Here is a 26,121-nt window from a genome sequence, read left to right on the forward strand (position 1 = left end):
GCCTGGCGCGTTTTTACGCCCAACCTGTGGAGGGTATAATATGCACCACCCGGCTACTGGTCTGACCCCGTCAAGCTGACAGGAGGAAGACCAATAACCGGGGATTCTTGCGGGGGAAGCTGGCGTGCGCAAACTGGCAAAACCATAAATGCAAAAGGGCGGAATCTTCCGCCCTTTTGCATTACACAGACTCGCATTGAGCCTTTTACGCTGAAAATCTGCTTTTTCAGAACCAAGAGGAAATTATGAACCTCTTATCCTGCATGCGCTTTACAAAATATATTGAAAGCGCGTCCGTACGGTTCAACTGAACGGCTCGTAAACTATGAACGATAGTCCGAGTTAAGCGTCACATATTCATGCCCCAGATCCGAAGCCTTGAAGGTGTATGCTCCCGTTCCGCTGCCAAGCTCGATGTCAACCTGCACGTCCTTGCCCTTGAGCAGCTCAGCCAGCGCATCTTCCTTGTCTTCATTCACAGGGCACCCCTGCCGGAAGCGCTCTATGCCGCAAAGCTTCATACTGACCTTGGAAGGGTCAAATTTTGCCCCGCTGTAGCCCACTGCCGTCACAATGCGTCCCCAGTTGGCATCGCCGCCATAGATGGCGGTTTTGACCAGCTGTGAATGCCCCACGCTGCGGGCCACGAGTTCAGCGTCGGCATCATTGGCTGCACCACTCACTGTAATATGGATAACTTTGCTCGCGCCCTCGCCGTCCTTGACCAGCATATAGGAAACCTGGGCCAGAATGGCCGTCAGGGCCTCTTCGAGCAAGGCCATATCAGCTGTGCTTTGCGCGGCAACACCGGAAGCTCCGTTAGCAAGCCCAAGGATGGTGTCATTGGTGGAGGTGTCGCCGTCTACACTCACGCGGTTAAAAGTCTTGCCCACGGCACGGCCAAACATGGCCTGCCAGGGGTCGCGCTCCACCTGCGCATCAGTAAGGGCGACACACAGCATGGTTGCCATGTTAGGGCAGATCATGCCTGCGCCCTTGGCCATAACCGTCAGGCGAACCGTGCCCCCCGCCAGCGTGACCTCCCGCATGGCAAACTTGGGAAAGGCATCTGTGGTCATGAAGGAGCGGGTGAAGCCTTCGGCATCTCGAGTGCCGAGGCTTTTTACCAGCGCAGGCACTGCGTCCACCCAGCGTTCCATCTTGAGGTGCGCCCCGACAACGCCAGTGGAAAGAGGCAGTATTTCATCGACCGCCAGCCCCGTGAGCCCGGCAACCATGCTTTGGGTCGCGCGGCAGTTGGCAAGGCCTTCGTCGCCAGTGCAGGCATTGGCCTGCCCGGCGTTGGCAAGTACAGCCCGCACTGTGCCAGAGCGGTTCAGTATTTCCTGACAGGCCAGCACGGGAGCGGCCTTGAAGAGATTTTGGGTAAACATGCCAGCCAGCACTGCGGGCGTGTCTGAAACTATGAGACCAAGATCGTCCCGTCCAGCTTTCTTGAAATTGGCTGCAGCGGCTCCGGCCCTGAAACCCTTAGGCAAATCGTTCTGCATGGCGCTCTCCTGAAAGTATGCCGTCCGCATTTGCTCCGGGCGCACGACCCTGCCTGCGGCTATGATGTACCGTACTTGATGCGGGGCATGGCCCGCGCCTGTTCCGTCAGATACCTTCTCACTGAAAGTATCTCTTTTCAATATCTTCTGAACGCCTGTCCCCATTGAAAAGTCGAACCGCTTCCAAAAACTGTAATGGCGCAGCCACATGGTCGCGCGCCCGCGTTGTTTGGCATGGTGCGTGCGGGCCTGCTCCATTGCCGCTTCCCTGACACCTCGAAGCTGCCAGGCTCCAAGAAAGCACAAGCAATTTTCCAATGGCTCACCAATGCTAGGCAGCGCTGGCCTAGGGCTTCTGCACGCATAGTTGTCAGGGCAGCAGTGAAGCAAACTCAGCCAAAACCAAGGGGAAGGAATCTCGCCTATCAGCCAGATGTCCTTCCCCTGTCTTCGTCCCTGTGGAATGGCAAAGCCAGCCCGGTCACGAAGGTCACGGGCCGACGCACCAAGATGCGCCGGCCCGTCTGATGCCTATGTTCTGCTCTTCTGAATTTCGTCAGAAATGGCCTGGGGCACCTTTTCGTAATGATCAAACTGCATGGTGAAGGTGGCGCGGCCCTGAGTGCGCGAACGCAGGTCAGTGGCATAGCCGAACATGGAGGACAGCGGCACCTGGGCGCGCACGCTCTGTGCGCCGCCAGCGCGGGCTTCCATGCTCTGCACGCGGCCACGGCGGCCATTGAGGTCGCCCATGACGTCGCCGAGGTATTCTTCAGGCGTAACTACTTCCACGTCCATGATGGGTTCCAGCAGCACAGGGCCAGCCTTGTGCATGCCGTCCTTGATGGCCATAGAACCAGCCACGTAGAAGGCCTGTTCCGAAGAGTCAACTTCGTGGTAGGAGCCGAAGACCAGCTTGACCTTCACGTCAACCACAGGGAAGCCAGCCATAACGCCGGACTTCAGGGCGTCATTGATGCCCTTGTCCACCGCGGGGATGTATTCCTTGGGAATAACGCCGCCGGTGATGCCGTTGATGAACTCATAGCCCTTGCCCGGGTTGGGCTCAATCTCGATAACGACGTGACCGTACTGGCCGCGACCACCGGACTGCTTGGCGTGTTTGAGGTCAGACTTGGCAGGCTTGGAAATGGTTTCGCGGTACGCAACCTGGGGCTTGCCCACGTTGGCGTTGACGCCGAATTCACGGGTCAGACGGTCAACGATGATTTCCAGATGCAGTTCGCCCATACCGGCGATAAGGGTCTGGTTGGTTTCTTCGTCGCCCTTGACGCGGAAAGAGGGGTCTTCCTTGGCCAGCTTGTTGAGAGCGGCGGAAAGAGCGTCACGGTCGGGCTTGGTCTTGGGCTCAATGGCCACTTCGATGACAGGCTCGGGGATATTCAGGGATTCCAGAATAACCGGGCGCTTTTCATCGCACAGGGTGTCGCCTGTGGAGGCATTTTTGAGGCCCACCAGAGCCACGATGTCGCCAGCGCCAGCCCATTTCACGTCTTCACGCTTGTTGGCGTGCATCTTGAGGATACGGCCAATGCGCTCGCGCTTGCTGGTGTTGGAATTGTACACCGTCATGCCGGATTCGAGGAAGCCGGAATAAATACGGAAGAAGGACAGATGGCCGATGAAGGGGTCGGAGAAAAGCTTGAACACCAGACCGGCAAAGGGTTCTTTGTCGTTGCAGCTGCATTCAATGATCTCGTCTTCCTTGCCGGGCACGTGGCCGGGCATGGGCGGGATGTCCACAGGGGAAGGCAGGTAATCGACCACAGCGTCCAACAGGGGCTGCACGCCCATGTTGCGGAAGGCGGAACCGCACATGACGGGCACGATGGTACGGGCGATGGTGGCCTTGCGGATGCAGGAAATGATTTCCTCTTCCGTCAGGGTTTCACCGCTCAGGTACTTTTCGAGCAACACTTCGTCTTCTTCGGCAACGGCTTCCACCATTTCGTGGTGCTTTTCTTCATAAAGTTCCATCATGTCGGCGGGCACGCCTTCAATGACAAACTCGGCGCCCTTGCTGGACTTGTCAAAGCGAATGGCCTTGCCAGTCACCAGGTCGACCACGCCTTCAAACTTGTCTTCAGCGCCGATGGGCAGCTGCAGGGGCACGGCCTTGGCACCCAGACGGTCGTGGATCATGCCCACGCAACGGAAGAAGTTGGCACCCAGACGGTCCATCTTGTTCACGAAGCAGATACGGGGCACGTGGTAGCGGTCAGCCTGACGCCACACGGTTTCAGACTGGGGCTCAACGCCGGCAACGGCGTCAAACACGCAGACTGCGCCGTCGAGTACGCGCAGGGAGCGTTCGACTTCAATGGTGAAGTCCACGTGACCGGGCGTGTCGATGATGTTGATGCGGCAGTCTTTCCAGAAGCAAGTGGTGGCAGCGGAGGTAATGGTGATGCCACGCTCCTGTTCCTGCTCCATCCAGTCCATGGTGGCCTGGCCTTCGTGCGTTTCACCAATCTTGTGGTTAACGCCGGTATAAAAAAGAATGCGCTCGGTGGTGGTGGTCTTGCCGGCGTCAATATGGGCCATAATGCCGATATTGCGCTGTTTGTTTACAGGAACGGTGCGGGACACAGGGTTATCCTCCATACTGCGGATGCGGTGTGGTGCAAAACCGACGCCGCTTCCTTACGGATGCGGCGTCGGGATACATTCATGAGAAAATAGGGACGGCCTCTTACCAGCGGTAATGAGAGAAGGCCTTGTTGGCATCAGCCATACGGTGGGTATCTTCGCGCTTCTTCACCGCGCCACCGCGCCCGTTGAAAGCATCCAGCAGTTCGGCGGAAAGTTTGGCAGTCATGCCCTTTTCGCCGCGCGAGCGGGCATAGTTGATGAGCCACCGGATAGACAGGGAAACCTGACGTTCGGGGCGCACTTCCATAGGAACCTGATAGGTCGCACCGCCAACGCGGCGAGCCTTGACTTCCATATGGGGCTTAACGTTATCCAGGGCCTTTTCAAAGGCGCGCATGGGATCTTCGCTGGTCTTTTCGGCCAGGGTTTCCAAAGCGCTGTAGAAAATCTTTTCAGCTGCGCCCTTTTTGCCGTCATACATGAGGCGGTTCACGACCTTGGTGACGAGACGGCTGGAGTAAATTGGATCGGGCAGCACTTCCCTTTTGGGAACAGGACCTTTACGGGGCATGGGGTTTCTCCTTCATGCGGGTTTCGGCGTCACCAACCCCGCAACGCGCCGGCGCTCCGCAATAACGGGCGGCCAGGCGCGCCGCATGGCGCACGCCGTACAATTGATAAAACCTTATTTGGGACGCTTGGCGCCGTACTTGGAACGACTCTTGCGACGATCGGCCACACCGGAGGTATCCAGGGTACCGCGTACGATGTGGTAACGCACACCGGGCAAGTCTTTTACACGACCGCCGCGGATGATGACCACGGAGTGTTCCTGAAGGTTGTGACCTTCACCGGGGATGTAAGCCGTAACTTCAATGCCGTTGGTCAGGCGCACGCGGGCAACCTTACGCAGAGCGGAGTTAGGCTTTTTAGGGGTGGTGGTGTAAACGCGGGTGCAAACACCACGACGCTGCGGGCAGGCCTGCAGGGCGGGGGTCTTCTTGCGTTTCAGCACGGCCTTCCGCTCAATGCGGATAAGCTGGTTAATAGTGGGCATTCTTTCTCTCCATATTGGAATATTACTCTAAACTAAATCCTAAAAGAGGACAGGTCATAGCCTGCCTGCCGGGAACTGTCAATAGCTCCACAGCATTGAATGCCGTGGATTTCTTTCTGACAAAGCAGAAAAACATGTTTTTGCAGCCTGTTGCCGCCAGTCAATTTAATGTGGCATAGACCCTGAAAAAAAATGTATGACAAGAACGCCTATGACAATGAGGCCAAGGCCAAGGCAGGCGGCCATGTCCAGCTTTTGCCCAAAGAGGGCCAAACCCATAACCGAAACAATGACAATGCCGATGCCGCTCCAGATGCCGTATGATATGCCCATAGGCACCACCCTGAGCACCTGCGCCAGCAGGTAGAACGAGATGCCGTATCCGCTCAGAGCAGCCACGGTGGGCACAATGCGGCTCATACCGTTAGACTGCTTAAGGCAGGCCGTGGCCACCACTTCAAGCAGGATGGCGCCGCCCAGTTGCAAATAGGCTATATTGGCGGGACTCATACTTCACTCTCTCACAGGCAGAGTCTGACACGATCCGGGTTACAGAATTCTGACAATCCACAAACTTTTACAAGCCATGCGTTGGTCAGGGCAGAACAATTTTGCTGAAACCACAGGCGAACTGTTTAACACGCCCGCTACAACATTTGTCCGCGCCATAAAACGCCGAACTGTCCTTACGGCAACCGTTGCCTTACAAGGCTGGAAGCTGCGAATGGCTACAACATCACCTGTAAAGCTGGCCTTGACGCGCCAGCTACGACCACTCCATAGCTTGTGACAAGAACGGGGAAAGGGGTTCGCAAGGGCAGCCCCGGCGGCTTTGCCGCAGGGATGGCCTCGCTCCCCCTTCCCGTAATGTTTTATCTGCCAGGGTTATTCTTCGCTCAAGGCCTCGGCAAAACGGGCGCGCAGCGCCTCCAGCTTGGCCTTGGCATCCAGCAGCTTTCCGGCGCGCTCACGCTCACGCTCAACCACATCGGCGGGCGCGCGGCTCACAAAGCTTTCATTGCTGAGCTTCATATTAACGCCGACAATGTCTTTTTCAAGCTTGGTCAGCTCTTTGTCCAGACGAACCAGTTCACCGTTGAGGTCCACGGCTCCGCGCAGGGGCACGATAACCTGGCAGCCCTCAACCACAGCCGAGGCCGAAGCCTTGGGCGCAGACACGTCAGCCCCGACGGTAAGCCCGTCAAGGCGGGCCAGGGTGAGCACAAGGTCGCGGTTTTCTTCCAGCAGGCTCTGCTGGGCCGCGTCCACCGGATGCAGCATCAGGCTGACGCGGTGTGCGGGGCTGATGCCCAGTTCGGCCTTGATGGTGCGAACGGCTACGATCACGCCCTGGATAAGCTCCATACTGGCGGCTTCTGCAGGCCGCACGCAGGCGGGACGCAGCACCGGATAAAGCTCGCGGGCCAGATCAGTGGCCTTTTCGCCAGCAGGCACTGGCAGCGCGGCCCATATTTCGGCGGTTACAAAGGGCATGATGGGGTGCAGCAGCAAGAGAATTTCACGCAGGGCCACCCACAGCACATACTGGGCCGCGGCCTTGCGCTGCTCGTCCTCGCTGTACATATCGGGCTTGATCAGTTCAAGATACCAGTCGCAGAACTCGTTCCACAGGAACTTGTAACCAATCTGGGCCGCGTCATTAAAGCGGTAGTCCGTGAGGGCCTGATCCATTTCCAGCTTGACCATCTCGAGCCTGTGCAGCAGCCATTGGTGGTGCAGCCCCTGAACGCTGCCAAGGTCCACATGGGCCGGAGCTTCTTCAGGCAGGTTCATGAGCGCGAAGCGGGCCGCGTTCCAGAGCTTGTTGACAAAGTGGCGGTAGCCTTCGATGCGTTCTTCGGAAAGGCGGATGTCGCGCCCCATAGCCGCAAAGGCCGTGAGGGTGAAACGCAGGGAGTCGCAGCCGTACTTGTCGATCATTTCCAGCGGATTGATGACGTTGCCCGTGGACTTGGACATCTTGCGGCCAGAAGCGTCGCGCACCAGCGCATGCAGATACACGTCGGCAAAGGGCGGCTTGCCCATAAAGTGGATGCCCATCATCATCATGCGGGCCACCCAGAAGAACAGGATGTCAAAGCCGGTCACCAGCACGGACGTGGGGTACCAGCGGTGCAGTTCTTTAGTATCGGAAGGCCAGCCCATAGTGGAGAAAGGCCAGAGCGCCGACGAGAACCAGGTGTCCAGCACGTCCTCATCCTGCTTGAGGCTGGCGCTGCCGCAGTGGGGGCAGACGTCCGGGGCTTCTTCGGCAACGATAAGCTGACTGCACGCCTCGCAGGTCCAGGCGGGAATGCGGTGCCCCCACCAGATCTGGCGGCTGATGCACCAGTCGCGGATGTTGTCCAGCCAGTGATTGTACGTCTTGAGCCAGTTTTCAGGCAAGATACGGGTCGTTTCGGGCACGGCGTCGCGGGCAGCAGGGGCCATCTTGGTGGCGGCCACAAACCATTGGGTAGACACGTGGGGTTCCACAACCGTATGGCAGCGGTAGCAATGACCCACGGCGTGGTCCAGTTCCTCGATGCCTTCAAGCTGTCCGGCGGCTTCAATGTCGGCCACGATTTTTTCGCGGCAGGCTTCCTTGGTCAGACCTTCATAAATTCCGGCTTCGGCCTTCATGATGCCGTTTTCGTCAATGGCCTGAATAAAGAGCAGATCGTGCTTTTTGCCGAGCATCCAGTCGTTGTGGTCGTGGCTGGGCGTCACCTTGAGCGCGCCCGTGCCGAACTCGCGGTCCACATAGGTATCGGCAATAATGGGAATTTCGCGTCCGAGCACAGGCACCAGCGCCGTCTTGCCTATCATGTGGGCGTAGCGCTCGTCTTCGGGGTGCACGCAGATGGCCGTGTCACCGGGGATGGTTTCAGGCCGCGTGGTGGCGATGGTGATGGAACCGGAGCCATCTGTCAGAAGGTAGCGCACCTTCCAGAGTTTGCCCCTGCTCTGCTCGTGTTCCACTTCGTCATCGGCCAGAGCCGTATGGCAGCGGGAGCACCAGTTGATGATATAATCGCCCTTATAAATAAGGTCTTCGTTGTAAAGCTGCACAAAAACCTTGCGCACGGCGGCGGAAAGGCCTTCGTCCATCGTGAAGCGCAGGCGCGACCAGTCGACGGAAGCACCCAGCGCGCGTATCTGGTCAAGAATGCGGTGGCCGTAGTCTTCACGCCATTCCCACACGCGGTCGATGAAAGCCTCACGGCCAAGGTCCTTGCGACCCTTGCCTTCCTTGGCCAGAGCGCGCTCAACCACGTTCTGCGTGGCAATGCCCGCGTGGTCGGTGCCGGGCACCCACAGCACATTTTTGCCCTTCTGTCGGGCATGACGGCAAAGCACGTCGATAAGCGTAACGTTGAGGGCGTGGCCGATGTGCAGCGCGCCCGTGACGTTGGGCGGCGGAATAACTATGGAATAAGGCTCGCCAGGGGCGTCCGGGTCAGGCGTGAAGGTCTTGTCTTCTTCCCAGTGTTTGCACCACCGGGCTTCCACGTCATGGGGCTCATAGCCCTTGGGGAGAGTATCCGCCATCTTGCATTCTCCGTAAAAGGCGGCAATAGTGCAGCACTATGCATGCTGCTCAGCCAATCTGTATTTTATGGGATTCGTCCCACATCTGGGGCCTCATGGCCTGGCGCGCTGTTCGCGCGATGGGACTGCCCTGCCGCCTGGTTAAGGGAAAAGAGATAGCGCAAGGCGCTCTTTTAGGCAAGCCGCACCGTTCTCGCGCCTCCGCTGAGGGTCAACAAGTTGCGCCCGCTGACAAAAATCCGGAAGGCCGCGCCGCCCTGCTGCTGGTTCCCGGCGGCAATGCTCGCCTCAAGGCGGCTGGATTGGGTGAAGCAGGGAGGGACGCCGTACGGCAGTGGATGGAAGCTGGCGGCAATTATCTGGGCTTTTGCGGCGGGGCCGGGCTGGCCCTGAGCCACGCCGCGCCGCAGGAAGGGCTGGGCATCTGCCCCTGGTCGCGGGCGGCCTATCCTGAAAGACTCCACCACCTCATTTCGGGCCATACGCGAGTGCGCCTGCTCAAGAGCGACGAATTTTCCTTTTGCCCGCAAGAGCGCGTGGAGAGCAGCACGGCAACCGCCCCCGCATCTGGCACGAAGTATGCGCCAGTGCCTGAAAAATCCAGCGCATGTCCGAGCCAACGCCAGAACCAGCCGCAAACAGACGCACCCCACGCTCCCAGCCTGCCTGTCTGGTGGCCTGGACGCTTCGCCGCCGAAGAAAACCCGCATGTACGCGTTCTGGTGGCCTACGACGCGCCCGACGCCGATTTCTGGCTGGCGGACCTGCCCTTACAGAGCATACCGTCGCACATATTTGAGCAGTGGCAGAGCCTTTACGGCGTCAACCTTTCGGCAGATTTTCTCAAAGGCCAGCCCCTTGTAGTCAGCGGTGCATACGGCAAGGGACGCTATGTGCTGAGCTACTCCCATCTGGAAACACCGCACAGCCCTGACGCCAACCTGTGGCTGGCGCAACTGCTGCAACAGCTCACAGGGCTGGAGCCATCCCGCACCGATGTACCGTTGTGGCAATTACGGCACCCCTGCCACGCGTGGCCGGAAGGCAGCCGCAGCGCTTCCCTGCTGGACGCCCTGCGCCATATGCGCGGGCTGTTGGATCTGGCCGTTGAACACCACCTTTTTTTTGGCCGCACCCACTGGCTGTGGGGCTGGCGCACGGGCCTGCCGGGGGCTGCCTGCAACAATCTGCACGCGGCCCTGTGTACGGCTGCCAGCCTTGCGCCCTCGCCTGCGGCACTGGCCTACTGGCAAGAAGTGGAGCCACATTTCAGTAAGCTGGCCGACCTTTTTGCCGCCGGAGCCGAGGGGTATTTTCTGGCCTGCCGACTGGCCGAAACCCTGCATCCCACATTGCCGGACGCCGTGGACAAGCGCGGCCTGGACAATCAGCGGCAGGCGCTTTTCGGCCACCCGATGAGCGGCGGCGGCTTGATGGAAGAATTGCTGGATATTACGGAAGAACTGATTTTTCTGTCGCAGGATGCAACTCCGTGCGACCTCCAGTGAGGAATTGGCCAAGATATACGCACACTCCATCTTCGAAACGATTCAGGCAAAAACTGCACGGCCTGACTGAAAATGCGTAAAAACTCTTGCAGCTAGCTCGCCCTGACAGCAGGACAACAGAAGCAATGCGCATTCCAGCGGCATCTGCAATCAGGCCCATTCAGCCCGAAGCCCTTTACTGTTGCTGGCGATACACCGCAGGCGAAGCGACTGTAGTATAAGACAGGTCTGTAATCAGCCACAGAACACAAACCACGGCATGACTATGTTCGCATTCGACTTGGGCCGCATAGGCTATCTTGACTCCTTTGCCCTGCAAGAGCAGGTGCTGGCATGGGTACAGGCGGGCGGGGCTGACATCCTGCTTGTGCTGGAGCACCCGCCCACCGTTAGCGTGGGCAAGAACTCCGGTGCGGAAAATGTGCCGCCCCATCTTGAAACTCTGTACAAGGGCCATGTGGATGTGGTGCAGAGCACCAGAGGCGGCAACGTGACCTGTCATTTTCCCGGCCAGCTGGTTGCCTACCCCGTCATCAACCTGAAAAAGCGTTCGGGCGGCATTCGCGCTTATGTACATGACCTTGAAGAGGCTGCCATACGCATGCTGGCCTTTTTTCAGGTAGAGGCAGCGCGGCGCGAGGGCTTTCCCGGCGTGTGGACAGACGGCAGAAAAATCGCCTCGCTGGGCATTGCCGTAAAAAAATACGTCACCATGCACGGTCTGGCCCTCAACGTGGCCGAAGATCTTTCCCTCTTCAACTTTGTCACACCCTGCGGGCTGGATGGCGTTTCCGCCACGTCCATCGCCAGAGAATCCGCACAGGCCGCACCTCCAATGGATGCGGTAAAGCGGGTGTTTATTAAAGAATTTTACGCCGTTTTTCAGCCCGGTACCGACGGGGAACCGCCCGTCATGCAGCCCGGCGACAGCCTTATGACATTGCTTCACAGCGCATAAAGGACGGAAAAAGTGAACTGCAAAACTTCCGCCACCGCCCCTTGCGGCACTGGCACGCAAAAGCCCCTGCGCATGCCCCCCTGGCTGCGCCGCCCCCTTGCCTCGGACAAACGTTTTTTCACCACCACAGGTCTGGTGGATGATCTGGGCCTTTTCACCGTGTGCAAGGCGGCCAACTGCCCCAACAGACAGGAATGCTATTCTTCGGGCACAGCCACCTTTCTGATTCTGGGCGAAACCTGTACGCGCAACTGCCGCTTCTGCAACATCCACCCCGGCCAGACCGCCGCGCCCAGCCCGGATGAACCGGAGCGCGTAGCCAAGGCGGCTCTTACTCTGGGCCTCAAGCATATTGTCATAACCTCTGTGACGCGGGATGATCTTGAAGACGGCGGCGCAGAGCACTTTGCCCACACCATTGCAGCCGTCAGAAACGCCTTGCCCAAAAGCAGCATAGAGGTGCTCATTCCCGATTTTCAGGGTAACGAATCTGCCCTGCGCACTGTTGTGGCCGCCGCGCCGGACATCATCAATCACAATGTGGAAACCCATCCGGCTCTGTACAGCAGTGTGCGCCCTCAGGCCCGCTACGAGCAGAGCCTTGAACTGTTGCGCCGCGTACATGCGGCGGGCAGCATAGCCAAAAGCGGCCTAATGGTGGGATTGGGCGAAACAGACGATCAGGTGCGGCAGGTGGTGGATGACCTGCACGCTGCGGGCTGTTCCATCATCACCATCGGGCAGTACCTGCCGCCCAGCAAGGAGCATCACCCGCTTGACCGCTATGTGACGCCAGAACAGTTTGAAGCTTACGCCACCTACGGAAAGTCCCTCGGCGTAAAGCATGTTTTTTCCGGCCCGCTGGTTCGCAGCAGCTATCAGGCAGGCAGCTTTATTTAGTTTGTGGAGAGGAAGCACTTTGTGGGCGAGGGACCTTTTTGTAAAAGGGTCTCCTCCCCCACGCTCCACCCCCTAAGGAAACGCTGATTCATTCCGTTTGGCTGCGTTGCTTCACTTTTTTTAAAACAGTCGAGGACGGAAGAGTCCACTCATGCTTCAAAAAAAAGATCGCGCCTTGCCAAACGAAATAACTGCGCGTTTTCAGGAGGCTCTTTAATCAGTGCTTCCCTAAAACTTTTATTTTGCGCCATGCCGGCGCTTGTGCCCTACGGGAATTGACATTTTGCGCCAAGGGAATAAGCTTTATGTAACGGGGATGGAGTTCCCCTTGAACCGCATTTGCTGATAACTCCTGCCACTGCTTCGGCGTTGTCAGGTATTTTTTTGAGGTAACCACGCCAAGGGTGTGGTTACCTTTTTTCATTGGGGAGTGCCATGCTACGAGCCGCAGCGTCACCTTCGGATTCGCCTGAAATATCCGGCGCATATTTTCAACATATTGTAATAATAAAGCCATCGCCAGTACTGTGCGCCAAGAGTACACATCAGGCGCAACCAGTTTGGATGCAAGGCAATACGGGCAGGAGCGCTTTACCATGCTGAAATCAGTAATTGCCATAAGCGTGGGGGCGTCAGCAGGATCTGTTCTGCGCTGGGGGCTGGGGCTTATGCTCAACGCGCTATTTCCGCCTATCCCTATGGGAACGCTTGCGGCCAACCTTATCGGGGGATACTGCATCGGCCTGGCCATCAGTTTTTTCGATTTCTTTCCTGCCCTGCCTCCAGAGTGGCGGCTGCTGTGCATTACCGGATTTTTGGGCGGCCTGACAACGTTTTCCACATTTTCCGCCGAAGTGACCGTGCTGTTGCAGCAACAGCGTCTTGTTATGGCAGTGGGCGCAATTGCGCTGCACGTCTTCGGCTCCCTGCTGATGACGCTTTTAGGAATTGCCACTTTCGCCCTGATCAAAAACCTGCATGCATAGGAGGTTGCCCATGCACGGCTATCAACTGACGTTCTTTACGCAGCAGACCCGCCTTCACGGCTCTCTCACCATTGCGGAATGGCTGACTGCGGAAGCCAAAAGACTTGGCATCAGCGGTGTAACAGTGACAGCGGCGCAAAGCGGTTACGGACGTGATGGCGAACTGCATTCCGCCCATTTTTTCGACATTGCAGCACAGCCCGTGGAAATCACGATGGCTGTCGCCACGGAAAAATCAGACCTGCTGTTTGCCAGAATCGCCGCAGAGCGCCTTAAAATTTTTTATGTTAAAACACTCATTGAGTTCGGCATCACCGGCGAAGAATAGCGTAATTTGCGTTGAGGAAACTGAAACATGATAAACGGCATCTTTAACCTGCCGCGCAACATCTGGCTCATCGGTTTGATAAGCCTTTGCAATGACAGCGCAAGCGAGATGTTATACCCGGTCATTCCGCTCTACCTGTCTTCAGTACTGATGGCCGGGCCGCGTGTGCTTGGCATCATTGAAGGTATAGCGGAGGCCACGGCAAGCCTGCTGAAACTGTTCTCTGGCGTCATCATGGACCGTACCCGTTCAGCGAAGCCTTGGATCATCCTGGGCTACAGTCTTGCTGGCTTTGGCCGCCCCTTGATCGCCTTTGCGGGAAGTTGGGGCTGGCTTCTGCTCATCCGTTTTGCAGACAGGGTGGGCAAAGGCCTGCGGACTTCTCCACGGGATGCGCTTCTGGCTTCCTGTGCGGCCCCCGGTCAGCGCGGGCTGGCCTTTGGCCTGCACAGAGCAATGGATAATGCAGGAGCCGTTATCGGCCCGCTGCTGGCCTTTGCTCTGCTGTCGTGGGAGGTTCCGCTTGGGCATATTTTCTTGCTGGCCGTTGTTCCCGCTCTCATCTGTCTTGTTCTCTCGCTGAAAATACGGGAAGCCGCCCCGGCAACGCCCGCTGCAAAACACGTTGCTTTTGACTGGCGCTTGGGCAACATGCCGCCTGTATTCAAAAAATACCTTGTGGTTGTGGCCATTTTTACGCTCGGCAATTCCTCAAACATGTTTCTGCTGCTTCGCGCCAGAGAAATTGGCATGCCGTCAGAGTATGTGCCGCTGCTGTGGGCGGCGGTATCTGCGGTTGCCATGATTTTTTCCGTCCCGCTGGCGGCATTGTCGGACAAGGTGGGGCGCATCACGGTATTGCTATGCGGCTACACGGCATACGGCATATTTTACTTTGGCATCAGTGCCATAGAAGACAGCACCAACATGCTTTTTCTTCTGTTCGGTTTTTACGGCCTGTTTATGGGGGCCACCGAAGGCGTTGAAAAAGCCCTGGTGGTTGATCTGGTGGCAGAAGACCGCCGGGGAACAGCCTTCGGCTGGTTTAATCTGACAGCTGGTCTGTTTCTTCTGCCAGCCTCTATAGTCTTCGGGTTCTTATATCAGGGCATATCGCCAACATGCGCATTTGTGTTTTCAGGCTGCTGTGCCATTGCGGCGGCCTTACTGCTTGCATTTTTTGTGGCGAACAGGCGAGCGTAAGAATTTCAACGCCCTTCTGCCCAAGTGTTCCGCAACAGGCAATTATTCAATCCACACACAAAAATGCTGTTGAAAGCAGACATATTGAGAACAGGCATCGCAGATCAGCCCGACATATAAAATGCAGATGACGGAATAAATCCGGATGCCCGGCACGGTCTTGCGTCCGTGCCGGGCATCCTCAATTCTGACAAAAAAAGTGCTGCTTATTTTACCGTTACTACAGTGGAAGCTGCCAGTGTTTCCTTTGTAAGCTCCTGCCCAAGACCGGGCAGTTCGGGCACCGAGTACATACCTTTTTCCGGCATATAGTTGTGTACGCAGGTACTGGTATTGGGTTCCAGCAGGGCATAACGGTGCAGTTCATGAATCATGAAGTTGGGAATGGCCGCTTCCATATGCAGAGCCGCCGCCGTTGAAATGGGGCCGCCGCAAACGTGGATCTGCACCGTCACATCGTAAATATGGGCCATGTCGCAGATTTTTTTCACTTCCGAAACACCGCCGCAGGTGCAAATATCCGGCTGAATGACGCTCAGCGAACCGTCTTCAAGAAAAGGCCTGTAGCCCCAGCGCCAGTAGATGCGCTCGCCAGCCGCCAGGGGAATACCCACATTTTCGGAAATTTTCTTCATCTGCTTGGGGTTCAGGGGCATGGTCGGTTCTTCATAGTAAAGCACGCCCAGCTCTTCTATCATACGGCCAAACTGGATGGCCGGAGTGGTGGACGTGAAAGAGTGCATTTCAACTATGATGTCCACATCCGGCCCGATGGCCTTGCGCATGGCCGCCAGCCTGTCATACCCCCTGCGCAGGATGCGGTCAGGCAAAACCCCCTGAAGATCCTGCTGGTTCCATTTGCCTTCGCCATCCATAGCTATCACGTCGACCTTGATGGCGTCGTACCCTTCTTCCACAGCGATCAGCGCGGCTTCGGCATATTGTTCCGGCTCAACTAGCATGGCCTTGTCCTTGCCGTCGCCCCAACCAAACTGGAGCTGGCTGGCATAGGTGCGTATCTTGTCGCGCGTTTTGCCGCCAAGAAGCTGATACAGGGGCACGTTGAGCGCTTTGCCCTTGATATCCCATAACGCGATGTCTATGCCGCTCATAGCTGCGGAAAAAATGCCGCCGCCGCCCTGCCCCCAGAACGTCTTGCGCAGCATTTTTTCCCATATGGCTTCACTGCGCATGGGGTCCATGCCCAGAAGAATGCCCGCCAGATCCTTGGCCACGCCAAAGCCCCCGGATGCCCCCACACCGTAAGCCAGACCAACTTCTCCATACCCGCTGATGCCTTCGTCAGTATTGATCCTTACAACCACCGGGCGCCACTTGCTGGTGGCGGACTGAAAATCATTGGCTACATCCACAATATCAATGCTTGTGATCTTCATATGCATCTCCTGTGAGCATGCTTAATATTTTTGAAATGCAAGAATGCCTGCCGCCACGGTTGCCGCCGCACCTGTGAACACGAGGCAGAGCAACCCGCCGCCGTAATGGCCGGTGGTGGAAATGAAAAATCCGATCATGGCGGGGGCCAGCGAGGCAAGGCCATTGGCAAGGCCATTCATGATGCCCGAGGCCGTAGACATTGAAGATGAGGGAATTATGCCTTGCAGCAGAGTCCAAGCCACTGGCGTGCCCATCGTGCAAAAAGATACGGCCAGAGCCAGCAACACGGCGGAGAAATACTTATGCTCTGTGGTGGCCCCCAGGTACACGCAAATACCCGCAAAAAACATAGCCGCCATAAGAATAGGTGCGCTTCTGCCCACCTTGTCTGCCAGAACGCCGCTGAATACTTTGAATATGATGGAAAGTACGAAAGGCAGCGAAGCCAGCCAGCCCATTTCCTGCCAGCTGAAGTTCCGAGCGGTCTTGAGATAGCTTGGCAACCAGGTGATAAGCCCCCAGTACATGCACTGAAGGCAAAGGTACCAGAAAACCAGCAGCCAGTAGCGGTAATTGCCCACAAAACCGCTGAGACGTACCTTGAGAGGGATAACTTCGCCCTTGGGGCCGGGCGTGTCCTGCCCCGCTTCAATAAAGGCAAGCTCGCCCTCATTGATGCTCTTGTGCTGGCGGGGTGTATCTGCGGTGTGCCGCCACAACAGGTAGAGCGGAATCAGACCCAAAACCAAACAAACCCAAAAGTTTGAGCGCCAGCCGAACCCGGCTATCAGATAGGCAAAAAAAGGCATTGCGATAGCTGGCGCCACGGATTGTCCCACAACCCAGGCGGCATTGGCACGCCCTCTTTCCTGCTTGGGAAACCAGTTTTTCACGAACACGCTTTGCAGCGGATAGTACACGCCTTCGCCAATACCGAGCAGCACCCGGCTGGCGATAATCATTGTAAATGTGGATGCAATGCCACCCATAAACAGCGACACGGTCCATAACCCGATGCAGAGTATCATGGACTTGCGCGGCCCAAGATAGTCGCCAAGCGGCGACAGCACCACGTTAGCGACTCCGTACGCTGCCAGAAAGACTGACATCATCATGCCAATCTGTACCGGAACGCCCTTGATGCCCATTTCAATCAAAAAGGGATCATTGGCGGCCAGCACCGAAACGTTGACTCTATCCAGATATGCGATAAATATACCAATGAACAGGCAAAAAACAATGACAAAACGTTTTTTTGTAGGTATTTCCTGCTGTGACGCGCTATTTAAACCAGGCATCACTTCTGTGCTCATGGTTTTTCTCCCTATACAGAAATTTGTTACTTGCTGATGCGCATCAATTATCTCCTGAATGAAGAATAATTCTTCCTATTACATAGACATTGTGAAGCATGCCGGCTGAAACTTCTTTGAATATGTCTTAATACGTACTCTACGGCTGATGCTGATACTGGTAAAATTGTTTTTACTTCTCGATTAATAAGTTTAAGTTATTAATCAGCAAAAAATAAGAGGAAAATCAATGCAAATGACTTTGCGCCAGATAGAAGCTTTTCTTATGGTGGCTGACCTGCGCAGTTTTACGGCCGCCGGAACCGCGCTCCACATAACGCAAAGCGCGGTCAGCAACCTCATCAAGGAATTGGAAGGCCAGGTAGGCGTGCCGCTTTTTGACAGAACCTCGCGCTTTGTTTCCCTGTCGCCCGATGGCCGCGAATTCTACGGGTTGGCACAGAAGGCTTTTCACGAATTTTTGCTGATGGAAAAATACGCGGGCGACCTTTGCAGCCTGCGCGCCGGGCGCGTGCGCATCGTGGGAGCGCCGCTTATTGCCTGCACCTTGTTACCGCTGCTGCTGGCACACTTCACACGGGCGCAGCCCAATATCCGCGTGGAACTGGTGGACCAGCCTATGGCGCAGGTGCAGTCAAGCATACAGCAAGGTGATGCGGAGGTAGGTTTTGGCCCGGCCCGTCATCAGGAGGCCGGAATAACAGCCCAGCACTTCTTTTCCACCCCGGTAAGCATGCTTTCGCGGCCCGATCATCCCCTGGCTGGACGCTACAGCACCTGGGACGAGGTTAAAAAAGTACCCATCATCGCTGTGGGCAGGGAATCAGTGGGCTATATCGCGGCTGACGTAGGCCCTCAACCGCCATTTCTCATAGGCCAGGTGGTTAACCAGATGCCTACAGCTTTTGCCCTTGCGGCTGCTGGTTGCGGCGTAGCTCTTGCCGGGCGTTTTTCGCTGCTGCTCGCCCGAGGGTACGGCCTTACGGCCACCCTGCTGCACGAACCAGTTTTGCAGCGCAAAATGCAGCTATACACTCCCGGGCTTCGTAAACTTTCGGATGCCGCACAGACATTTGTGGATTTTGCCCAAGCATTCGTGCGCACCCGCGATCCCAACAGTCTGGATACTGGAACAGTTGTTACCCTGGCTCCCGTACCGGACTGCGCCGCATCCCCCACCAGCCATTAACCTTCGACCCGGAGACTTTTCCGGCTCATGCTGCCGCCGACAGCGACTTTCAATGGCTCTGAACTTACGATAACGCGGGGGCAACAACTTTTTTAGCCGCCCGGCAACTGTTTCTGGCGCACACACCATCAGCCTTCGCCACACACATTTTGCCAAGATCTTAAAAACTGCCGGGCATCAATACCATCGCCACGGTTTCTGCATATTCAAAAAAAATGTCCGGCAAGCCGAACATTTTTTCGCAGGCGTTCTGCGTATATTTTTATGCATGCTGCCCGCATTTGGCGGGCAGGCATTCAACGGCCTCAGCCTACAGCATACCCAGCGCGTGGAACAGCCACACAAAACCAGTCAGGGTCAAAATGCTTACGCCATTGGTCACCACAGCTGTAAGCGCGGCCTCTTCCGGCACGGCGCTGTAAACCTGTGCAATAACGCTGACTAGCAGGGCTGTTGCCGTTGCGCTGATAAGTACGGGAATAACCAGCCACAGCCCAGTGATACCCATAGCATGCATGATGCCCCAGCACAGCAAGGGATGCAGAACCAGCTTGCACAGGGCGAACCATGCCTGCCGAAGCACTACGCCGCCCTGCGCGCGCCGGGTAGCGACGGCAAGCTTTTGCCGCAGGTCCAGCCCGAGGGCCAACAACATGCAGGGCGCCGCCGTGTAGCCCACAAGGCTTATGGCGCGATCCAGCGGTTCCCACAGGCCAATCCGCGTTACGGAAAGCACCACGCCCACCAGTGTGGCAAGCAGCAAGGGGTTGCCCAGAATGAAAATACGCACCAGGCTGCCCGCAAAAGTCAACACGTTGCCGCCCTTCCAGGCAAGCGAACCAGCCAAAATATCAAGCCGGCCCTGCGCCAGAATAATGACGACATTGGGTGTAAGAATGGCCAGCCCGGCTACAAGCATGGCTTCGCTGTTACCGGGCCACAGGTTGTATACAATGGGCAGGCCAACAAAAGCCGCGTTGCAGGCCGAACAGGAAAAGCCGCTGATGACGGCAGGACCAATGCCCCGGCGGCAAAACAGCTTGTCTCCCATATAGCCGATCACGTACATGACCAGCTGAGAACCAATAAGGGCCAGCCAGAAACCGCCCCTGCCCAGATCCTCGGGGGTCGCTCCTGCCAGAAGGTGCAGGATGAGCAACGGCAAAGCAACCTTGAGCACATACACGCCAATCACTGGCCCGGTGTTTTCGGGCAGCACGTCGCGCGCCCGGAGCAAAACGCCAAAGCCAATGATACAGAACACGGGAATCACTGCAAAAAGGGCATGAAACATATTAATTCTCGACCGTTGGGAAAAGGTAAAATTTTTGAGCAGACTCACCTTGAAACTGCTCTGGTTTCTGCACCTGCAGCCATCGCCACAAAGATGCAGGTTGAAACTTTTTGTGTCGCCAAACGACGGATGAGGTCTTACACCTCTAAAAATCAGCCGTCAAAGACCATTCTTCTGGCCATAAGAGGGCTCTGCGCCACACGCGAAAAAGCATGCTCTTCCTGACAAGCTCTGTCCAGCATGCCACAGAAACGTCACAAGGAACGGCCACGCCTGTTTCGGCAGCCACAAAGCAAAACCCCCGATCCTGAGACCGGGGGTCTAACTTTTTCGCTGCCCGGCGTGAACCGGTTACGAAAACGGGATGCGAAGCTTATTTCTTTTCAGCAGGCTTAGCGGGCTTTTCAGCAGCCTTGTCGGCAGGCTTTTCAGCGGGAGCGGCGGCTTTGGGCGCTTCTGCCGCGGGGGCAGCTGCGGCATCGGCAGCGCCTTCGGGAGCTGCAGCCTTGAAGTCCACCTTCTGCTTGTTCATAGCCGCGATGATGTCTGTGGTCACGTCAGCCTTGGGATCAAAGGAAGCGGCGGCTTCAGAGCTGATGATAAGCGCGTAGCCCTTTTCGGTGCGGTAGGCGTTGATAATACGCTGCATGGTGTCATACAGAACGTTAACCACGTTCTGCTGCTCCACCTGCATACGCTGCTGCGACATCATGTAGACGGTCTGCAGCTCTTTCTGGGCGTCAGCATCGTTGGCGTTCTTTTCCAGACGCCCCTGGATGGCGTTCAGCTGTTCCTGCATGTCGGCCTGAAGAGCTTCAAGGTGTTTCACCCCGGCCTTTCCGGCTTCGCTGTCGCGCATGATGCGCGTCATATCCACGACCGCCAGCTTGGGCTGGGAAGAGCCTTCGCCCTGTTGGCAGGCAATAAGCATAAGGCTCAACATCAGGGCCAGCGGCAAAAAATAACGGATTCGCATGGTAATGGATACTCCTCATCAGAATTGCCGTGTTACGCTGAAAAGCCCTCACGGCGTGTTGCCAATGGTGTACGTTGTTTTTATTGGTACCTCAACCGTTTTTTCCCTGCCAAACCCCACTGTTCATAAAAATATCCAGTCAAAAAACTGCCGGATTTTCTTACACGCGGCCTGGGCATAAAAATCCGCTGCGCGGGCACGCCTCTATTGCAGAGCGGCATAATGCCCCTTCATACGCGCAACCTTGGCCACATAGGCACGGGTTTCGGCAACGGGAAGACGGTTGGTAAGATCTTCATACAATTGGTCGGCGGTCATGCCGTTGATGACATCCACAGCTTCCTCGTTGGTCTTGCCAAAGAGCCGCAGAAAACGGTTGGGGCCCATATTATACGCCGCCACTGCGCAGTACTCGCGGGCAAGCGGATCATACACTCCGGCAAAGTAGCGCGTGAGCAATATATGCAGATAGGTGGTGCCGTACCGTATATTGATTTCCGGCACGCGCAGCTCTTCAAAACTCACGTCGCCAGTATGGCCATAGAGGTATTTATGCACCTCGCCGCTGGCGGTGTCAGGCAGTATCTGCATGAGCCCCATTGCCGACTTGTGGCTTACCAGGGTGGTTGAAAAAGAGCTTTCACTGTGAATGATGGCATATACAAGTTCGGTACTGAGGTTATACCGTCTGGCAAAATTTTCCACCAGTTGCTGATAACGGGCGGCTCTGGCTGGAAGGCTGCCGTAGCTCAAATAACTGTCGCCGGACAAAGCGCCGTCTCTTTCCATCGGCCCGGCATTGCCTTTACTGCCTGAACGGGGGATGAACGGGCTATAGCCCTCCAGCAGGGTTTCGGCGGCAAGCCAACGCAAGGGCTGCCCCTTGGAGTCCAGCGCGTCACCATACTGCGGCGGCTGCATGGTCAAAAGAAAAGGCATGGAAACGCCATCCAGCGCCAGTACAGAGGCAAGCTGCGCCGACGCGTCAGGAAGCTGTGAAAACAGTTCGTCCTCCACACCGCCCGGCAGCGCTGCTCCCGCCACAGCCACCACAGGCGACGCCGCCCGGCGCAGCGACCACTGCCGCGAGCCATTGCTCCATGAAACAATGGGCGTAGGCATGTCCTCCGGGCGCAGGCTGACAACCACGGGGCTCACCCGCCGCCGCAGCTCATGCCCCTCTTTTTGCGGCACAAAACCCGCCAGAAGCCCCAGAAGCAGCAATGCGCTGCCAAGGCAAGAGGCTATGATGAGAATGGTTTTGTGGCGCTTCATGAGTATTCCTGAAATATGCGGGCCATGCCCTGATCTTACGTAATTTCTGACAAAATGGTTCTGATGCGGGTCCAGTGAACAGCAGGCGCGGGGTCATTGTCCATGCCTGATCACACGGCACATTATTGGCGCACGGTATCGCCGCCCAGCAGTTTCCTCGCCACGTCCGCGCACAAAAGCACGTTGCGGGCCGCATTTCGTCAAATGCAAGTTCACTGCCATTTGAAAAATCATTTGTTTTTCAAGGCTGTTAAATAATCCATCCGAAGATCTGCGGCAGCAGGGTCAAAATAATGAATGCCGTTGACCTGTCGCCCATTCAGGACTATGCTTGGTAATCTGAGGCGAGTCCTGTTTTTGTCTGTCATCAGGGCTTCAAGCTATAAAAACAGACCTGCCTCTCAATAAAAAACGTCCAGGCGGCTGTGGCTTGACAAGGCCGCAGCCTTTTGTCTTTTTCTACCGCGACTAAAATCACCCTGCGGAAAATGGAGCACACCGTGCCACAGCACACCAAGGAATATATCCGCGAGGAGATCATACGGCTTTTAAAATACGCCCCGCCCGAAATGCGCGCGGCAGTTCTGGGCCTGATTCCTGCCACCAAGCGGACCCTTACGCAGGGCTACAGACCCTCGGTGCGCGGCGTGCCTCTGCGCAGCTGGCGCTGCCTGCTGCACCTGCTGTCTTCAGTAGCATCCATGCAAAGCGACACGGAAATGCTGCTGCGTGTTTCCAGCGACCTGCTTGCCATTGCCGACCGCATGGCTCCTCCTGGTGAAGTGCTGCGCCAAAGTGCCGAAATTCTTGTGCATGCCATGCACGCTGAACTCTATGTCTGCCGCCTGCGCAACAAAGAAGGCGAGTGGGTGGCGCGCTCGGCCAACCATGTGAACGGCAAATCCATTCCCATTGTGGCTCCCATGCTTGAAGAATCCCTGCGCGAGCATCCTGTCATGAACGCTATTTTGCAGCGGCACACGCGCTATGTGGTTTCCAACAACCTTCAGGCTCTTGATAGAGGCGGCGACTCCTTTGACTGCGTAATCTACAAGGAAGGCTTCCGCTCGCGCCTGGCCTTTGTGCTGCGCGACCGCAGCGACAAACCGCCCTTCGGGCTTGTCATGCTGTACACCACAAGGGAGTATGGCTTTGAAAACTATGACGAACGTTTTCTGGCAAAGTGCGCCCGTCTGGTGTCTCTTACAGTGGGCCGCCGCATAGCCGTAGCCCGCGACGCGTTGGAAAAAGCCGCCGGAGCTATGGCCCACTATGGCAACAACGCGCTCAACGTCATGCGGAACCAGGCGGAATATTGCGGCGAACTGGTGGAAGACATTGACGCCACCCAGGCCCGCGCCCTGCGCCTCACGCGCGAGCTGATGGCCGAATTTGCCGAGGGCACCAGAGGCCGTATGCTGGCCCTGGAACTGGAAAGCGCCCTGGCACGGGCAGACCTTACCGAACTTGCGGGACACCTTGGCGGCGTGCTGGAAGGCACAAGACGCATGACCCGCATCATCAATTCCCTGAAAAAATCCGTGGAGCGCCCGCGTCTCATGCATTATGCCCTGGGACATGACGTGCTGCGGCTGGAAGACGACCCGCCAAGGGAGGACTAGCATGCGCCTGACGGGCATCTTTCCTTTTCTGACCACACTAAAGACTTACTCGCCCCGTGATCTCAAAGCGGACCTTATGGCCGCCGTCACTGTCACGCCTATGGCCGTTCCCCAGGCTATGGCCTATGCCATCATTGCGGGCGTACACCCGCAGTACGGCATCTACGCGTGTATGCTGCCCGTCATTCTGGCGGCTCTGTGGGGTTCTTCACGCTTTATGGCTGCGGGACCCACCAACGCCATTTCGATGGTGATCTTTTCCACTATGGCCACGGTGAGCGTGGGCGGCGTACACATCATCAATATGCCGGAAGAAGTGCGCATGACCTATATTTTCGGTCTTGCGCTCTTTTGCGGACTCATACAGGTGGGCATGGGGCTGGCGCGGCTGGGCGACCTTGCCAACTTTATTTCGCATTCGGTTATGGTGGCCTTTACCACAGGCGCAGCCCTGCTCATCGGCATGGGGCAGCTCAAAACGGTTCTCGGCATACCCGGCCCCAAGCAGGCGGGCTTTTTCTACCAGATGTTCGACGTGCTGCACGGACTGCCGCTGGCCAATTACTGGTGCGCGGCGCTGGCTGGCCTGACCATACTGCTGGCCATAAGTTTCAAGCGTATTTCACGGCGTTTTCCCGCCTCGCTGGCCGCTTTGGCCGTAGTGACGGCCATTGCGTGGCTTTTCAGGGCAGACCAGTACGGCGTTCCCCTTGTGGGGGCCATTCCCGATGTCATTCCGCCGCTTTCTGTGCCTCCTGCCTTTGACCTCGCCGCTGTGCGCGACCTCTTTATGCCCGCATTGGCTCTGGCCCTGCTGGGCACGGTGGAATCTCTGGCCATTGGCAAGCAGCTTGCCAGCGTCAAAAACGACAACTTTGACGGCAGCCAGGAACTCATAGGCCAGGGGCTCGGCAATATGGCCGCAGGCATTACCTCTGGCATACCGGGCTGCGGCTCCTTCACGCGCAGTGCGCTCATGGTCACATCAGGCGGCCGCACACGTATGGGCACAGTCTTTTCGGGCATACTGGCCCTGCCTATGCTCTTTGCTCTGGCCCCGTTCATCTCGTGGTTGCCCTTGCCTGCCCTGGGCGGCATCCTGCTCATTATCGCCGCACGCATGATTGATGTCGAGGCCATACGCCTGTGCCTTGTGGCCACGCGCATTGACCGTATCGTGCTGTCAATGACCTTTGCCTCCACCCTTATTTTCGACCTTGAAAAAGCCATTTTCATCGGCGTGCTGCTGTCTTTGGTGCTCTTCATTTATAAGACCGCCCACCCGCGTGTGCGGAGGCTGCGCGACAACGATCCGCTGCTGCGCGACGCCCCCGCAGGACTGCCCGAAGGCATCGCCGTCTATGTTATTGAAGGCACCCTCTTGTTCGGCGCCATCCACGAACTGGAACGCCAGTTGTATGAAGAAGACGAAGAACCCGCCCGCCTTGTGGTGCTGCATCTGAGCCGTGTCTTCTGGCTGGACGCCTCCGGCGCGCACGCCCTGTCGCAATTTGTAGAGCGCTGCTACGCCCGCAGCATCCCCGTTATTCTTGTGGTGGGCAGCCGGGCCGTGAGCCGCATCCTTGAACGCACGGGCATACTTGAGCACCTCAGCAACGGCTTTGTGGCCGAGACCACCAATGACGGGCTGCGCCAGGCGGCCTCTCTTCTGGACCGGGTCACTTGCCGTGACGGCCAGTGCGTCTATCCTGTGCCCGACCTCGCGGTTCAGGCGGCTTCATCCGGCGCAGCAGGGTCTTCGCAGGCAGGCATTGTCACTTCCCCTGCCGGGGATGGCAGCGAGGGCGAAGAAGAGGAACCGCCAGTTCTTAACGCCACAGAGGCTGGCGCTGCCGCCAGTACTGCACCCACGCAGATTGACCAGATGCCGCTGGATATTCACGAAGATACAAAAAAAGAAGAAGCACATGCCGCTGCTGAGGCAAACGAAGCGGATCAGGCAGACGAAGCGGGCGCAAAAACTGCCCGGGACAGCAGCGCCCCGAGCAGTACAGGCGACGCCGTCCCTGACATTTCGGGCGAAAATGCGCCTGCCCCGGCAAAGTCACAGGCAGATCCTCAATCAGGCCTGCCCGGTATGCCCGATCAGGTTGCCGAAGCCAGCATTACCATCGTTGGTCCGCGCCCTCCTGCGCCCTTTCCCGGAACCGACGAACTGCAAGGCCCGACTGTGCCCGCCGGAGAATCAGCAACAACGCAAAAATAACAAAAGGCATCAGGCCCGTGTGCTACGTCAAAAGCTGAAAAAAGCGCGGGTTGATACCATACCTCTTTTCCGGCAAAATTGGTGGGTTGCGTGCTGATGCTTTTGCGGCATTGCCTGCCGTCAACGTCTCCCAAGCGGATCAACGGTGAAATACTTCAATTTCACCATTGACATTCTGCCGGGGGATGTAATGTCTGCAGAGTCCACGCCA

At 57.0% G+C, this 26,121-nt stretch carries 21 protein-coding genes and 1 riboswitch; of the genes, 10 read left to right on the top strand and 11 right to left on the bottom strand.

The genetic code is table 11. The features are described 5' to 3' along the window. Positions 1–323 precede the first annotated feature (323 nt). From argJ to QM579_RS05455, 6 genes are all read right to left on the bottom strand, one after another. The gene (argJ, locus tag QM579_RS05430; protein WP_414998163.1) at positions 324–1,511 is read right to left on the bottom strand and encodes a bifunctional glutamate N-acetyltransferase/amino-acid acetyltransferase ArgJ; all 1,188 of its coding nucleotides are present in this window, start codon (positions 1,509–1,511) and stop codon (positions 324–326) included. A 531-nt stretch (positions 1,512–2,042) separates the two neighbouring features. Then, positions 2,043–4,121 (bottom strand): elongation factor G, encoded by a 2,079-nt coding sequence (fusA, locus tag QM579_RS05435; RefSeq protein ID WP_414998204.1) that lies wholly within the window; start codon positions 4,119–4,121, stop codon positions 2,043–2,045. Between the two features lie 103 nt (positions 4,122–4,224). Further along, positions 4,225–4,695, bottom strand: coding sequence for a 30S ribosomal protein S7 (rpsG, locus tag QM579_RS05440; RefSeq protein ID WP_179980039.1), 471 nt, complete (start codon positions 4,693–4,695; stop codon positions 4,225–4,227). 114 nt (positions 4,696–4,809) lie between these two features. Then, a complete protein-coding gene (gene rpsL / locus QM579_RS05445) occupies positions 4,810–5,181 on the bottom strand; it encodes a 30S ribosomal protein S12 (RefSeq protein WP_012625691.1) in 372 nt (123 codons plus the stop codon). Between the two features lie 165 nt (positions 5,182–5,346). Further along, positions 5,347–5,691: an SMR family transporter gene (locus tag QM579_RS05450; RefSeq protein ID WP_414998164.1), complete on the bottom strand. Its 345-nt coding sequence runs from the start codon at positions 5,689–5,691 to the stop codon at positions 5,347–5,349. A gap of 375 nt (positions 5,692–6,066) precedes the next feature. After that, on the bottom strand, positions 6,067–8,733 hold the full coding sequence (locus QM579_RS05455; RefSeq protein ID WP_414998165.1) for a valine--tRNA ligase: 2,667 nt from the start codon (positions 8,731–8,733) through the stop codon (positions 6,067–6,069). Between the two features lie 38 nt (positions 8,734–8,771). On the opposite strand from QM579_RS05455, the gene QM579_RS05460 reads away from it, so the two are divergent. The 6 genes from QM579_RS05460 (at position 8,772) to QM579_RS05485 (ending at position 14,616) form a co-directional block, all read left to right on the top strand. Beyond that, positions 8,772–10,241 (top strand): BPL-N domain-containing protein, encoded by a 1,470-nt coding sequence (locus QM579_RS05460; protein ID WP_414998166.1) that lies wholly within the window; start codon positions 8,772–8,774, stop codon positions 10,239–10,241. Positions 10,242–10,506: 265 nt separating this feature from the next. Further along, the gene (lipB, locus tag QM579_RS05465; protein WP_414998167.1) at positions 10,507–11,199 is read left to right on the top strand and encodes a lipoyl(octanoyl) transferase LipB; all 693 of its coding nucleotides are present in this window, start codon (positions 10,507–10,509) and stop codon (positions 11,197–11,199) included. 12 nt (positions 11,200–11,211) lie between these two features. Then, positions 11,212–12,099: a lipoyl synthase gene (lipA, locus tag QM579_RS05470; protein WP_414998168.1), complete on the top strand. Its 888-nt coding sequence runs from the start codon at positions 11,212–11,214 to the stop codon at positions 12,097–12,099. A 303-nt stretch (positions 12,100–12,402) separates the two neighbouring features. Continuing rightward, positions 12,403–12,461: riboswitch (Fluoride riboswitch) on the top strand. 234 nt (positions 12,462–12,695) lie between these two features. Then, positions 12,696–13,085 carry a fluoride efflux transporter CrcB gene (gene crcB, locus QM579_RS05475; protein ID WP_414998169.1) on the top strand — a complete coding sequence of 130 codons (390 nt, stop codon included), beginning with the start codon at positions 12,696–12,698 and terminating at the stop codon, positions 13,083–13,085. A 10-nt stretch (positions 13,086–13,095) separates the two neighbouring features. Then, positions 13,096–13,413: a DUF190 domain-containing protein gene (locus QM579_RS05480; RefSeq protein ID WP_414998170.1), complete on the top strand. Its 318-nt coding sequence runs from the start codon at positions 13,096–13,098 to the stop codon at positions 13,411–13,413. Positions 13,414–13,440: 27 nt separating this feature from the next. Further along, the gene (locus QM579_RS05485; protein ID WP_414998171.1) at positions 13,441–14,616 is read left to right on the top strand and encodes an MFS transporter; all 1,176 of its coding nucleotides are present in this window, start codon (positions 13,441–13,443) and stop codon (positions 14,614–14,616) included. Between the two features lie 206 nt (positions 14,617–14,822). Here the strand turns inward: QM579_RS05485 and QM579_RS05490 are convergent, their stop codons facing one another. Together QM579_RS05490 and QM579_RS05495 are read right to left on the bottom strand one after the other, a co-directional pair. After that, entirely contained in the window at positions 14,823–16,013 is a 1,191-nt protein-coding gene (locus QM579_RS05490; RefSeq protein ID WP_414998172.1) for a mandelate racemase/muconate lactonizing enzyme family protein, read from the bottom strand. A gap of 21 nt (positions 16,014–16,034) precedes the next feature. Further along, positions 16,035–17,327: an MFS transporter gene (locus QM579_RS05495; RefSeq protein WP_414998173.1), complete on the bottom strand. Its 1,293-nt coding sequence runs from the start codon at positions 17,325–17,327 to the stop codon at positions 16,035–16,037. Positions 17,328–17,556: 229 nt separating this feature from the next. Here QM579_RS05495 and QM579_RS05500 point away from each other — a divergent pair, with 229 nt between their 5' ends. Continuing rightward, positions 17,557–18,516, top strand: a complete 960-nt coding sequence (locus QM579_RS05500) for a LysR family transcriptional regulator (RefSeq protein WP_414998174.1) — start codon at positions 17,557–17,559, stop codon at positions 18,514–18,516. Positions 18,517–18,826: 310 nt separating this feature from the next. Here the strand turns inward: QM579_RS05500 and QM579_RS05505 are convergent, their stop codons facing one another. Further along, positions 18,827–19,810, bottom strand: coding sequence for an AEC family transporter (locus tag QM579_RS05505; RefSeq protein WP_414998175.1), 984 nt, complete (start codon positions 19,808–19,810; stop codon positions 18,827–18,829). Here QM579_RS05505 and QM579_RS05510 point away from each other — a divergent pair. Next, a complete protein-coding gene (locus QM579_RS05510) occupies positions 19,802–20,035 on the top strand; it encodes a hypothetical protein (RefSeq protein ID WP_414998176.1) in 234 nt (77 codons plus the stop codon). The two genes, QM579_RS05505 and QM579_RS05510, sit on opposite strands and share 9 nt — an antisense overlap. 148 nt (positions 20,036–20,183) lie before the next feature. Here the strand turns inward: QM579_RS05510 and QM579_RS05515 are convergent, their stop codons facing one another. Then, positions 20,184–20,786 (bottom strand): OmpH family outer membrane protein, encoded by a 603-nt coding sequence (locus QM579_RS05515; RefSeq protein ID WP_414998177.1) that lies wholly within the window; start codon positions 20,784–20,786, stop codon positions 20,184–20,186. Positions 20,787–20,990: 204 nt separating this feature from the next. Beyond that, positions 20,991–22,061 (bottom strand): transglycosylase SLT domain-containing protein, encoded by a 1,071-nt coding sequence (locus QM579_RS05520; protein WP_414998178.1) that lies wholly within the window; start codon positions 22,059–22,061, stop codon positions 20,991–20,993. Between the two features lie 488 nt (positions 22,062–22,549). Between QM579_RS05520 and QM579_RS05525 the strand changes: the two genes are divergently transcribed. Next, positions 22,550–23,683 carry a hypothetical protein gene (locus tag QM579_RS05525; protein ID WP_414998179.1) on the top strand — a complete coding sequence of 378 codons (1,134 nt, stop codon included), beginning with the start codon at positions 22,550–22,552 and terminating at the stop codon, positions 23,681–23,683. Between the two features lies 1 nt (position 23,684). Continuing rightward, positions 23,685–25,910 carry a SulP family inorganic anion transporter gene (locus QM579_RS05530; RefSeq protein WP_414998180.1) on the top strand — a complete coding sequence of 742 codons (2,226 nt, stop codon included), beginning with the start codon at positions 23,685–23,687 and terminating at the stop codon, positions 25,908–25,910. Positions 25,911–26,121 lie beyond the last annotated feature (211 nt).

It is taken from the genome of Desulfovibrio sp. (assembly GCF_047607245.1).
Classification (GTDB): domain Bacteria; phylum Desulfobacterota; class Desulfovibrionia; order Desulfovibrionales; family Desulfovibrionaceae; genus Desulfovibrio.

What these genes read in the sequence shown, in the direction of transcription:
- argJ (WP_414998163.1), bottom strand. Translation starts at nt 1,511, where the DNA reads ATGCAGAACGATTTGCCTAAGGGTTTCAGGGCCGGAGCCGCTGCAGCC.
- rpsG (WP_179980039.1), bottom strand. Translation starts at nt 4,695, where the DNA reads ATGCCCCGTAAAGGTCCTGTTCCCAAAAGGGAAGTGCTGCCCGATCCA.
- QM579_RS05495 (WP_414998173.1), bottom strand. Translation starts at nt 17,327, where the DNA reads ATGAGCACAGAAGTGATGCCTGGTTTAAATAGCGCGTCACAGCAGGAA.
- crcB (WP_414998169.1), top strand. Translation starts at nt 12,696, where the DNA reads ATGCTGAAATCAGTAATTGCCATAAGCGTGGGGGCGTCAGCAGGATCT.
- QM579_RS05450 (WP_414998164.1), bottom strand. Translation starts at nt 5,691, where the DNA reads ATGAGTCCCGCCAATATAGCCTATTTGCAACTGGGCGGCGCCATCCTG.
- QM579_RS05460 (WP_414998166.1), top strand. Translation starts at nt 8,772, where the DNA reads ATGCATGCTGCTCAGCCAATCTGTATTTTATGGGATTCGTCCCACATC.
- QM579_RS05515 (WP_414998177.1), bottom strand. Translation starts at nt 20,786, where the DNA reads ATGCGAATCCGTTATTTTTTGCCGCTGGCCCTGATGTTGAGCCTTATG.
- QM579_RS05485 (WP_414998171.1), top strand. Translation starts at nt 13,441, where the DNA reads ATGATAAACGGCATCTTTAACCTGCCGCGCAACATCTGGCTCATCGGT.
- QM579_RS05455 (WP_414998165.1), bottom strand. Translation starts at nt 8,733, where the DNA reads ATGGCGGATACTCTCCCCAAGGGCTATGAGCCCCATGACGTGGAAGCC.
- lipB (WP_414998167.1), top strand. Translation starts at nt 10,507, where the DNA reads ATGTTCGCATTCGACTTGGGCCGCATAGGCTATCTTGACTCCTTTGCC.
- QM579_RS05500 (WP_414998174.1), top strand. Translation starts at nt 17,557, where the DNA reads ATGCAAATGACTTTGCGCCAGATAGAAGCTTTTCTTATGGTGGCTGAC.
- QM579_RS05530 (WP_414998180.1), top strand. Translation starts at nt 23,685, where the DNA reads ATGCGCCTGACGGGCATCTTTCCTTTTCTGACCACACTAAAGACTTAC.
- QM579_RS05505 (WP_414998175.1), bottom strand. Translation starts at nt 19,810, where the DNA reads ATGTTTCATGCCCTTTTTGCAGTGATTCCCGTGTTCTGTATCATTGGC.
- QM579_RS05480 (WP_414998170.1), top strand. Translation starts at nt 13,096, where the DNA reads ATGCACGGCTATCAACTGACGTTCTTTACGCAGCAGACCCGCCTTCAC.
- QM579_RS05490 (WP_414998172.1), bottom strand. Translation starts at nt 16,013, where the DNA reads ATGAAGATCACAAGCATTGATATTGTGGATGTAGCCAATGATTTTCAG.
- QM579_RS05510 (WP_414998176.1), top strand. Translation starts at nt 19,802, where the DNA reads ATGAAACATATTAATTCTCGACCGTTGGGAAAAGGTAAAATTTTTGAG.
- rpsL (WP_012625691.1), bottom strand. Translation starts at nt 5,181, where the DNA reads ATGCCCACTATTAACCAGCTTATCCGCATTGAGCGGAAGGCCGTGCTG.
- QM579_RS05525 (WP_414998179.1), top strand. Translation starts at nt 22,550, where the DNA reads ATGGAGCACACCGTGCCACAGCACACCAAGGAATATATCCGCGAGGAG.
- QM579_RS05520 (WP_414998178.1), bottom strand. Translation starts at nt 22,061, where the DNA reads ATGAAGCGCCACAAAACCATTCTCATCATAGCCTCTTGCCTTGGCAGC.